Below are 9,014 nucleotides of genomic sequence, written 5' to 3'. Positions count from 1 at the left end.
AATGCCGATGCAAGGCAATATCTTGCTAATATCAAACGTTTGATTGTATCAATCTGGCGATCACAGATAATATACGCAAATATGGTCGATTATGTATATAAGGCTAATGGGATTTGAGACAGCCTCTCAGATTGCGATTGATCAATGCTTACGTTAGTTCCCTCAGCGTATTTGGCCATCAGATCAGCTCCCTTTCCTTGCGCAGGCAAACCTTGCACATCAGTCCGTCTTTCGTCTCGCCTCGTGGCCGCAGCTTGCCTACAAAGCCGCGCTGCCGGCCGCAGAGGCTTATATCGCCCGGCATTACGATATGTCGTTTACCGGTTTTACCTCGACCGGTCATAATGACGACCCCATTGATTGCAGATATCATTTCTTCCTCCTTTTTCGGTGTCCAGTATTGTTTTGTAAGTCCCACTAATCCAGCATCAAGCAGTAGTCAACTCCGTCCGCAGCAGCCTCTATCGGCCAGATATAGAGCTTTTGCTGCTTGCTGCCTGCAGGAGTAAGCCTGCCGAAGTCTAAGTAAACATAGGGTCTCGCGGGCTTTCGGTCATTCGGTTCCCAATACTGGGTAGCTGAGTAACCGCGCAGGGCAGCATGGCGGAATAGCTTTGAATAAGCAGCTCCGATCTCGTCCAGCTCTGCCTCTGATAAACCGTCGAATCGGCCTGAGGAAACGGGAGACGGCACTTCTGGAACAGCCTCCAAATCAAGCAGTTCAGCGATGATATTCTCTTTTGCATCGACTACCTGCCGGTGTAGATAGCCGGGCAGTTTAGGTGACACGATCAGTTTTCTGCTGTTCGATAGATGCACGCTGTATCCGCGTTTTTGTAAGCCTGTTAAGTATCGTCCCATCGGTTCCGGTTCTCCTTTTCTAAAGCCATAAAGAATATACTGTGTTAATTTAGTTATTTGATCACAATGTTTGCCATTCTGTAGGGTCTGTATAGTTCTGTAGGGTTTGACTATTATCAGCGTCATTACTCATATTTGAGCTTAAATAAAAAAGTAACAATCATAGTACACCAACCCTACAGAACCCTGCAGTTGAGCGTGACAACCCTACAGTTTCTGTAGGGTTTCGAGTATCGTCAGAATCTTCAATATTCAGACAATTATAGACTTTTACGGGTCTGAGTGCTCGGTATAAACGGCTAAATGCAATGCCTGATTGCTGCCAATTTCTATATTTCGTCATATTCATTGTGCTCCGCATAACTTAGGCAAGCTCCTAGCTTTCCTAGCCCAATCCCCCAATACTCGATACCATTTCCAGAGCTGTGACGCTGTTTTCTAATCCCGGGTCTATCCATCATCATGCGCCCGAATTTGGTGCTACTGAGGGGCTTGTCTTTGTTGACGTCGCAGTAGTCGAGATACTCTTTGTATAGATCGCTCGCCTTAACAGATTGAGTCGCCTGCAAGATACACCGGTCGGCGACAAACGGCCCCAGGAAGTCCATTTCATCGCGATATTCTGCGGTCGCGGCTGTTACCTCCTCCGGCTCTCCAAGCCCCTGTTTTTGCCAAATCCGGCAGCCTCTCACGGCCCAGGCAAGAACACCCTCGGCTTCTTCCCGCAGGCGGTCAGGCAGCGTAGCGTCCTGCTCGCTGTCGGGTATACGGACAAGGAACGGAATCATTTTGATACGCCGCCAGATTCCGTCGTCAGTGCCCCTGACACCCGGCTTATGGTTGGTCGCAAGGAATATCTTGAACGTGCCCCGGAACTGGAAGAACTCCTGCCGCATAAAGCGCGCTGTGATGGTGTCGCCGCCGGTAAGCCGCTTTACGAGGCTCTCGGCCATACGCTTATCAGCCTCGGCCTCTACAGCAGTTACGAAGCGTGCACCCCTGAGTCTGGCGATATCGTTGGATATGCCGTCGTTTTGCTTTACCATCAACGACTCAGTCGGCGTATCCTTGGCATAGTCTCCCAGAACGTCCTGAATAACATTCAGGAATGTGCTCTTGCCGTTTGACCCAACTCCGTAAAGGAAGAACAGGCACTGCTCACGGATCACGCCGGTCAGCGCATATCCCACGGCGCGCTGGATGTAGTCGATGATGTGCTGATTGCCCTGGAATATCGAATCAAGAAACCCCAACCATGCCGGGCATTCGGCTTCAGGATCGTAATTCCAGGGCACTAGCTTCGTGATATAGTTGTCTTGCCGATGCTTGAGCAGCTCGCCATTGCGCAGGTCCAGAATACCGTTCTTGCAGTTAAGTAGCCACGGATCGGAGTCCAATTCATCGGAACTGATTCCGAGCCAGGCTCGAGCTAGATTGAGCATCGCATATATCTTGTTATTTGATTCTGATGCCCGGGCATATTTGAAAAGCCTCTTCTGAGCTGACTCATCGACGAGTGTTTGAGCCTCATCGAGCATTTTGCGAACTGTCAGAGCCGCACGCTGTATGACCTTTCCGGTTTCATCTTCTGCCCATCGCATCTTGTCCCAAACGAACCACTTTCCGAACGACGGGCAATAAAGCAGATCGCCGCCATGTCTGGCCAGGAAGCGTTCGGCGTTTCCGAGGTCAGTCTGAGCGAAGAATGCCAGATCAGCGTCATTGACCTGCTTTGCCTCTTGACGCGGCGTATGTGTAACCGTCGCAGAGGCAGTAGGCGTGCCGTAGCCATCGCCGGAAAGCGCCTTAGCTGCGGCTGAGTAGTCGCCACTGTGCAAAATCGTAGTGTAGATACCAAACGGCGTATACGACCGCTCTGCCTCAAATGGTGGGGCATTCGTGCTGAAGACGTAGAATACCTCAGAGTCCTTGTAGTTCCACGTGGCGGATATACCCTTGGATTTGCCTGGACGCCGCCAGTATTCGACTTCACCCTTGCCCCATACCAGCGACCAGCCCTGGCCTTGCAATACATTCCGCCAGTCACCACGGGCATTGTAATCATCGCCAGGAGTGCCTCCACGTTCCGGTTCCGGTCGCGCTGAAGCCACCTTGTCATCGGGCCTATACTCGTTGAATGAGCGCGCTATCTCAAGCAGAGCCTCACGGTCATCAGCACTTATAACCGGAATATCGCACAGATCGCCGCGCACGAGTATATAGGGATTGCCGGTCGGGTGGACTTCGACAGGAGAACCGGGAGCTATGGTATAGCCCCCTTCCCCTCTTGTCTCAATGGCGACTTTTACCTTGCCGTCAGGGTCGAGATACCGGGCAAGCGGCTGGTTCCCCTGGACCGGAGATTCACACCTGTAGTAGAGGTGGTAGCACTGCTTCGACCTGGGCGTGCGGACAAGCGGTAATGACTCTATGAGTTCGCCATAGCCGCATTCCTTGGCCAGATCCGCCCAGGCTTTGCACGAACCGGGCAGATCGAAGTCAATCCTCTCCAGGTTGCCGGATACCGCGCCGCCGATGATTGCTATGCCGTGGTTGCCGAGCGAGAACCACCCGCGCAGTGTCCGGTCGTCGGCTATCTCTGTTTTGTAGGCATCCCAGGCAACCGCGGGAGCCTTGCTGCCGTCCAATTTTAGAGGTATTACCGACAGCCCCGCTGCGGCATATCGCCGTGCCGCCAGATAAACCGATTCTGCCATCCTTGTGCCTACTCCCCATGAATCTGCATAAAAGCTATAATGAATTCCGCCTAGTCAAACATCACATATTGTCGATTCTTGTCCAACAGGTCGGCTATGAGCAAAGGTATTTTGTGGATCAGCCACAACAAATTGAGGGTAGTCCATATACCACATCGAACACCTTGCTCATAGCGTTGCTGAATCTCTTCAAGTTGTGTTTCAGAGAGTCTCATGCTCCAGTCCGTGCCGTTTCTCGATGCTTCGTTAAGCTCTCAAGGCAGTCTTTCCAGGTCTGGAAAAACGCGACTTCCGGCAGGCAGTGGAAGATATTCTCGCGATATCCGACCACACACAGCTTTTTGCCGAGTATGACGGCCATTCCGAACTCTACGTGCCTACCACCGCGAGAATGGCCGGAACGCGGTTCCTCGGTAAATGAAATCACCATATCTGCCGCCCACAGATCATTGCAGTCTTCCATTGCAAAGCGCTGCGGATCTGCGCCAGGCTCAGTCATCTCGTGTTTGCCATAGTGCCATCTGCTGGTTATGTGGTGGCCCGCAAATGCCAATTGTGCAGCATAGCCACACAGCTCTTTACGCCTGCCGTATCTTGCTGCAAGATAGATATTCATATTCCTAATCCTCGCTTACTACTCGAAGCTGATCCGGTTTGAACGACACCTGCCTGATACCGCCAAGCTCCTTGATTCGCTTGTCCATATTCACTGTGATGCACAACCCGACACCAGATGTGAAAACCACAGCTTCGATTCGCCCGAACTTGCCCCGTAGGAAGTAAATGTCATCCGGCCTGGCGACTTTCGCTTTTCCCCCATACATATCAGTTATTGTCTTGAACGACGGATAATGGCCGGATACAGCTACTTGTGCCCCTACCGGAAACCTCTCTTGCCAGATTTTGATCAGCCTCTGTTGATCTTCTCTGCGCAGGCGCTCCCTGCGTTCTTTTGGTGACTCGAATTCGCTCATCGTTTTACGCTCCCCCGCTTCGTGGTGCAAATAATGGCCCGACCACTGTGGCCGGGCCTCACCTCGCTGACCCTATTCATCCTCGAACGGATCGTCATCGTCTTTACTCTTGCTCTCGCCGACTGCGAACTCACCGCCGCCGACCGGCATAACAGACTGCTTCTTGTATGGCGAATAACTAAGTATGTTGGCGTAGGTTTTCTCGCCTTTAGACACATGTCCGACCATACCGAAGAATCGACGACCGATCAAATCGTCAGTGTCTATCTGCTCTCCACCTGCGTAGTCGATCTCGCGACCAAACGCAGCCGTTACCACTTTTGACAGGTTGGAGGGCTTGTCTCCGCCAGAGATTTTCTGAGAAGTCAGCACGTTTATCGACTTGCCTTTTGTTTCAACATCCTCGACCTCATCAGGCTTGACGATTTCGCACTTGATCTTGAACTGCGGTCCGTATTGACCTGTGTCCGATTCGATGTCGACAATCTGAAATAGATACTTTGCCTCCGGGATCATCTCGAACTGTGTTTCTTTCGCTGTAATTACCGGCATGTCTTTAGCTCCTTTTCTGATCTCTTTTAATCTGTCCATTAGCGGACTTCGCTGTCTGAGATATTCGCATTCTGGGTTCTGACATTGGGCATATGGCTGCCCTAATTCTGGGTCATACAAATGCTTCATAGGCTGCCCGCAGTGCGGACAGGGCCTGTCAGTCGTAAGCAGTTCGGCATAACCAAACTGCAGGGTCTCAAGCCGGACTGCCATCAATCAGCCCTCCCACAAGTCGTATGTGCCGCTGGACCGCTATCAGGTGCTTGCACAGCTTCTGTTCGTAGTCCATCCGACAAAGGAAGTCCATACAGGAACACTCCAGAAGATCAGTGTCGACGATGTATTTGCGCTCATCATCAACGGGATGACTCACCAGCCAGTGAGTAGCATCGATTTGCTTGAGCGTGTAGGCCCACAGCACTTCATCGCTTCGGATGATGCGCTCCGAATCGGCTGTGCGTTCGATTCGTCTGGGACCTACCGCTGTGATGATCATCACGCCGCCTCGGTATTTTCTGATATCCGAGCCGCACGCTTGGTCTCATCAGCTTCCAGTTCCTTGAGTTTGTTTTTCCAGAGGACAAGATCGGCCTCAAGGACTTCCAAGGAAACCTGGTCCTGTTCAAGCCGCTGTTTCTTGTTCATAATGCGAACTTCGAGCTTCGTCACTTCACGCTGAAGCATATTGGTCAAGTTACTCAATTCACGCCACCTCCTGTAGATGTTGGTTTCGATATACCTGTAACGCTGCGCTGATCTGTTGAGATAATGTGAGCGCCTCACCAGGTGTATATGCCTGTCGGGCACGCTCAACTGTGAGCACAATCTGGTTGCCGTATTTCCGCACGTGGTGATCGATGGTGCGCCCGGATGAGGCGGTCGCAACCAACGCTAATGCGATATCCCATGCCTCTTCCTGCGATACGACAATCTGACGATACATTGGGTGATTAATCGTGACTGGTGCTCCCGGGCGACTGGCAAGAATGAAAACCGGCAGCATTTCGCCTGCTTCATCGTCGAGAGGAAAATCGGGGTCATAGTGAGCCATCACGCCACCTCCGTGGACTGTGCGAATGCGCAGTATATCCTGAGCATATCGGTGTGATAAGCAGCATCTATACTCGCTTCCTGAGCCAACAATTGCTTCTTTTCAAGCTCTTCGCGAGCAGCAACGATTACCGCGTCCGACTCAATACGTCGATCCCTTTCAGCCTTGCGGGCAGCGTCATTTGAATACACTGGTTTGCCGTCACCATTTTGCTCAGCGCAGACGTCTGCCATTATTGCGGATTCTCTGCGAGAGATTGTGCGGTTTAACTCTGCAACAATCGTGTTGGCATTCAAAGCGGCCTTAGCACACTCTTTTCGCTCGTTGGCGTGATAGACAGCTCGTTGCGGTTCTGTCATATCGAAGTAGTTTTGGTCTTGCCTAGCATTCTTCATTCTTGTTCACCCCCCCCAGCATCTGCTGTTAGCTGCTTTTATTAACTCCCATATCATCTGCGCCCACATCGCTTCAGCCCTAATCATCAGATGAAAGATCGATTCCATCGCGAAGAGCCTCCTTGTCCGCGAAATAAGCTGCAATTATCAGCGGAACTGCTATGACTACACCCCCGATAACTAAACAAACAAAATCGCCTATCATACCACTCCCTCCAATTCCGCCAGCCGCCGCCTCAGATTTGCGATCTCCCTCTGCTTCGCTACCTCAGCCGGGTCCATATCCTCTTCAAGCGCTCTGCGAGCCTGAGCAAGCGCGAACGGCGTATCGCGCACGGCATCCACCAGAGCCGCGATCTCCGGACAGATCGCACCCGCCAGGTCGATAGCCAGATCGGGAAACGTCCGCTCCACCTGGCGCGTTTCGCCTGTGATCCGGCTGGTGACCGTGATCGGCTTGGGTTCAACAAAATCAATTGTTAGGTTCAGCGGTTTGCGCATATTTATAGTCTCAACATCAAAATCCTGGTATTTCTACCAGTAGAGCTTTTAGTCAAAATGTTATACAATTAAGCATAATGTTGGATGCAGTTATAGGCTCGGAGCCGCAATAGGCCCGGGCCATTTTGCGTTCTTAGGCGGCTTGGTTAACTTTCTTCTGTTCTGAAATATGCTGAACAAGGGCTATTGCTTTTAGCGCCCAGTCTGCAGTGACATCAATATTGCCGTTTTCGATATCAGTGAGTCCGCCACGGCCACCTTGGAAACCAAGAGCATCAGCAAGGTCAGACTGGGAAACTCCTGTTTGCTTGCGAGCCTTGAGAATATCGAAACCATTCATAAGCGCTTCCTCCGATGTGTCAACTGTTGTTGCCACTCATAGTTATACCATCATTATTGATGTGTGTCAACAGTTGTTGCCGTATTTTTTTAGGATTTTTTGTTCTCAGGCACTTATGGAATGTATAATGTCAACAGTTGACATCACAGAAGGTATGCGTATGCCACAAACAAACGAAAAATGGGGAGCCGCGATACGTTCGCTGTTAAACAAACATAAACTGACATTACGTGGAGCAGAAACCAAGACAGGTGGTGCTGTAACGCGCACATATATTTCTGAGTGGACTGCTGGCAAACTCCCTCAATACACAACAGCACTTGCTTTTCTTGAACATTTTCCTAGAGAAGAAGCTATTGAATGTTTAGAGGCCGGAGGATTTCCGGTCCCGCCAGACTGGCAAGAATCCGATCCCGTCAAAGCGGCTGGTCAGGTTCTTTTCCGCGATATGCCACAAAATCTACAAGGCAAAGCCAAAGAGATGGTTGATGCCGAGGTGGAAAAAGAGCTTGAGCGAATCCGGGAGAAATACGCTAAGAAGTTTCAGAACTAAAAAAACAAACTGAGAGCCGAGCAGTATAGGTTCTCCTAAAGATAGGGGAATACTATTGAGCAATAAAGACATCGAGAAAAAGCATTATCAGACATTTGAAAGCCTGAAGCAGGTTACTCATAATGGCATTGATTATTGGCTTGCGCGCGATCTGCAGGTTGCTCTCGACTATAGCCAGTGGCGGAACTTCGAACAAGTTATTGCAAAGGCCAAGACTGCCTGCGCAAATGCAGGACAACGTGTCGAAGACCATTTTGCTGACTTCAGCAAAAAGGTTGATATTGGTTCAGGCACCCAACGCGAAATAGCTGATGTAGCATTAACTCGTTATGCATGCTATCTCATTGTCCAGAATGGCGATCCGTCTAAACCAATCATTGCCAATGGGCAAGCATATTTTGCCATTCAAACAAGGCGGCAGGAACTTGCTGATGATGAAGCGTTCCAACGCCTTCAAGAGGATGAAAAGCGCCTATTCCTGCGTAATGAATTGAAAGAGCATAACAAGCAACTCGTGGAGGCGGCTCAGCAGGCGGGCGTAGAAACCACTCTGGATTTTGCAGTTTTCCAGAATCATGGTTACAAAGGACTCTACGGCGGACTTGACGCCAAAGGCATTCACCAGCACAAAGGGCTGAAGAAAAGCCAACAGATTCTTGATCATATGGGCAGTACTGAATTGGCAGCTAATCTGTTTCGTGCTACACAGACGGAGGAAAAACTACGCAGGGAGAATGTTAAGGGCAAGTTAAACGCAAACACCACACATTTCCAAGTTGGCCGTAAGGTTCGCCAAACCATCAAAGAACTCGGTGGCACTATGCCCGAAGACTTGCCGACTCCGGAGGAAAGCACTAAGAAACTGGAAAAACAAATTGGCAAATTGCCCAGCGCAGGAGATCAGTAACCCCGTATTTGCGGCGTTGCCTGATACGACACTAGACGACCACGTTTTCAAGACAACGCGGTTCAAAAGCTGGAACGATATGTTTGCTAAAGCAGGCGAAGAATATATCGCTAAGCAGTTAGGCTTTTAGTCTCAAGGTACCGTCATGATGACGGTACCTTTG

At 50.5% G+C, this 9,014-nt stretch carries 15 protein-coding genes; 2 read left to right on the top strand and 13 right to left on the bottom strand.

Translation table 11 applies throughout. The annotated features are described in order from the left end of the window. Positions 1 to 178: 178 nt before the first annotated feature. The 13 genes from ABFD83_04930 to ABFD83_04870 all read right to left on the bottom strand — a co-directional run bounded on the left by ABFD83_04930 (position 179) and on the right by ABFD83_04870 (position 7,391). Positions 179 to 373, bottom strand: a complete 195-nt coding sequence (locus ABFD83_04930; protein ID MEN6356412.1) for a hypothetical protein — start codon at positions 371 to 373, stop codon at positions 179 to 181. Between the two features lie 44 nt (positions 374 to 417). Then, positions 418 to 861, bottom strand: coding sequence for a hypothetical protein (locus ABFD83_04925; protein ID MEN6356411.1), 444 nt, complete (start codon positions 859 to 861; stop codon positions 418 to 420). Between the two features lie 329 nt (positions 862 to 1,190). Beyond that, positions 1,191 to 3,578 carry a phage/plasmid primase, P4 family gene (locus ABFD83_04920; GenBank protein ID MEN6356410.1) on the bottom strand — a complete coding sequence of 796 codons (2,388 nt, stop codon included), beginning with the start codon at positions 3,576 to 3,578 and terminating at the stop codon, positions 1,191 to 1,193. A 211-nt stretch (positions 3,579 to 3,789) separates the two neighbouring features. Then, positions 3,790 to 4,194: a hypothetical protein gene (locus ABFD83_04915; GenBank protein MEN6356409.1), complete on the bottom strand. Its 405-nt coding sequence runs from the start codon at positions 4,192 to 4,194 to the stop codon at positions 3,790 to 3,792. Positions 4,195 to 4,198: 4 nt separating this feature from the next. Then, the gene (locus ABFD83_04910; GenBank protein ID MEN6356408.1) at positions 4,199 to 4,552 is read right to left on the bottom strand and encodes a hypothetical protein; all 354 of its coding nucleotides are present in this window, start codon (positions 4,550 to 4,552) and stop codon (positions 4,199 to 4,201) included. Positions 4,553 to 4,624: 72 nt separating this feature from the next. Then, entirely contained in the window at positions 4,625 to 5,317 is a 693-nt protein-coding gene (locus tag ABFD83_04905) for a hypothetical protein (protein ID MEN6356407.1), read from the bottom strand. Then, the gene (locus ABFD83_04900; protein ID MEN6356406.1) at positions 5,301 to 5,600 is read right to left on the bottom strand and encodes a hypothetical protein; all 300 of its coding nucleotides are present in this window, start codon (positions 5,598 to 5,600) and stop codon (positions 5,301 to 5,303) included. Before ABFD83_04900 ends, ABFD83_04905 begins: the two co-directional genes overlap by 17 nt. Beyond that, positions 5,600 to 5,806: a hypothetical protein gene (locus tag ABFD83_04895; GenBank protein ID MEN6356405.1), complete on the bottom strand. Its 207-nt coding sequence runs from the start codon at positions 5,804 to 5,806 to the stop codon at positions 5,600 to 5,602. The genes ABFD83_04900 and ABFD83_04895 overlap by 1 nt, the downstream gene beginning before the upstream one ends. Position 5,807: 1 nt before the next feature. Continuing rightward, complete coding sequence (locus ABFD83_04890) at positions 5,808 to 6,155, bottom strand: hypothetical protein (GenBank protein MEN6356404.1); 348 nt, start codon at positions 6,153 to 6,155, stop codon at positions 5,808 to 5,810. Further along, positions 6,155 to 6,550: a hypothetical protein gene (locus ABFD83_04885; protein MEN6356403.1), complete on the bottom strand. Its 396-nt coding sequence runs from the start codon at positions 6,548 to 6,550 to the stop codon at positions 6,155 to 6,157. The genes ABFD83_04890 and ABFD83_04885 overlap by 1 nt, the downstream gene beginning before the upstream one ends. 79 nt (positions 6,551 to 6,629) lie before the next feature. After that, positions 6,630 to 6,755 (bottom strand): hypothetical protein, encoded by a 126-nt coding sequence (locus ABFD83_04880; protein MEN6356402.1) that lies wholly within the window; start codon positions 6,753 to 6,755, stop codon positions 6,630 to 6,632. After that, positions 6,752 to 7,051: a hypothetical protein gene (locus ABFD83_04875; GenBank protein MEN6356401.1), complete on the bottom strand. Its 300-nt coding sequence runs from the start codon at positions 7,049 to 7,051 to the stop codon at positions 6,752 to 6,754. Before ABFD83_04875 ends, ABFD83_04880 begins: the two co-directional genes overlap by 4 nt. A gap of 133 nt (positions 7,052 to 7,184) precedes the next feature. After that, the gene (locus tag ABFD83_04870) at positions 7,185 to 7,391 is read right to left on the bottom strand and encodes a helix-turn-helix transcriptional regulator (GenBank protein MEN6356400.1); all 207 of its coding nucleotides are present in this window, start codon (positions 7,389 to 7,391) and stop codon (positions 7,185 to 7,187) included. A gap of 127 nt (positions 7,392 to 7,518) precedes the next feature. Between ABFD83_04870 and ABFD83_04865 the strand changes: the two genes are divergently transcribed. Both ABFD83_04865 and dinD read left to right on the top strand, forming a co-directional pair. After that, on the top strand, positions 7,519 to 7,944 hold the full coding sequence (locus tag ABFD83_04865; GenBank protein ID MEN6356399.1) for a hypothetical protein: 426 nt from the start codon (positions 7,519 to 7,521) through the stop codon (positions 7,942 to 7,944). A 55-nt stretch (positions 7,945 to 7,999) separates the two neighbouring features. Beyond that, positions 8,000 to 8,851, top strand: a complete 852-nt coding sequence (gene dinD / locus ABFD83_04860) for a DNA damage-inducible protein D (protein ID MEN6356398.1) — start codon at positions 8,000 to 8,002, stop codon at positions 8,849 to 8,851. The last annotated feature ends 163 nt before the right edge of the window (positions 8,852 to 9,014 follow it).

It is taken from the genome of Armatimonadota bacterium (assembly GCA_039679645.1).
Classification (GTDB): Bacteria; Armatimonadota; UBA5829; order UBA5829; family UBA5829; genus UBA5829.
Note: the sequence above shows the minus strand (reverse complement) of the source record. Positions and strands in the feature narration are given on the sequence as shown.

What these genes read in the sequence shown, in the direction of transcription:
- ABFD83_04930 (MEN6356412.1), bottom strand. Translation starts at nt 373, where the DNA reads ATGATATCTGCAATCAATGGGGTCGTCATTATGACCGGTCGAGGTAAA.
- ABFD83_04925 (MEN6356411.1), bottom strand. Translation starts at nt 861, where the DNA reads ATGGGACGATACTTAACAGGCTTACAAAAACGCGGATACAGCGTGCAT.
- ABFD83_04920 (MEN6356410.1), bottom strand. Translation starts at nt 3,578, where the DNA reads ATGGCAGAATCGGTTTATCTGGCGGCACGGCGATATGCCGCAGCGGGG.
- ABFD83_04915 (MEN6356409.1), bottom strand. Translation starts at nt 4,194, where the DNA reads ATGAATATCTATCTTGCAGCAAGATACGGCAGGCGTAAAGAGCTGTGT.
- ABFD83_04910 (MEN6356408.1), bottom strand. Translation starts at nt 4,552, where the DNA reads ATGAGCGAATTCGAGTCACCAAAAGAACGCAGGGAGCGCCTGCGCAGA.
- ABFD83_04905 (MEN6356407.1), bottom strand. Translation starts at nt 5,317, where the DNA reads ATGGCAGTCCGGCTTGAGACCCTGCAGTTTGGTTATGCCGAACTGCTT.
- ABFD83_04900 (MEN6356406.1), bottom strand. Translation starts at nt 5,600, where the DNA reads ATGATCATCACAGCGGTAGGTCCCAGACGAATCGAACGCACAGCCGAT.
- ABFD83_04890 (MEN6356404.1), bottom strand. Translation starts at nt 6,155, where the DNA reads ATGGCTCACTATGACCCCGATTTTCCTCTCGACGATGAAGCAGGCGAA.
- ABFD83_04885 (MEN6356403.1), bottom strand. Translation starts at nt 6,550, where the DNA reads ATGAAGAATGCTAGGCAAGACCAAAACTACTTCGATATGACAGAACCG.
- ABFD83_04880 (MEN6356402.1), bottom strand. Translation starts at nt 6,755, where the DNA reads ATGATAGGCGATTTTGTTTGTTTAGTTATCGGGGGTGTAGTCATAGCA.
- ABFD83_04875 (MEN6356401.1), bottom strand. Translation starts at nt 7,051, where the DNA reads ATGCGCAAACCGCTGAACCTAACAATTGATTTTGTTGAACCCAAGCCG.
- ABFD83_04870 (MEN6356400.1), bottom strand. Translation starts at nt 7,391, where the DNA reads ATGAATGGTTTCGATATTCTCAAGGCTCGCAAGCAAACAGGAGTTTCC.
- ABFD83_04865 (MEN6356399.1), top strand. Translation starts at nt 7,519, where the DNA reads ATGTCAACAGTTGACATCACAGAAGGTATGCGTATGCCACAAACAAAC.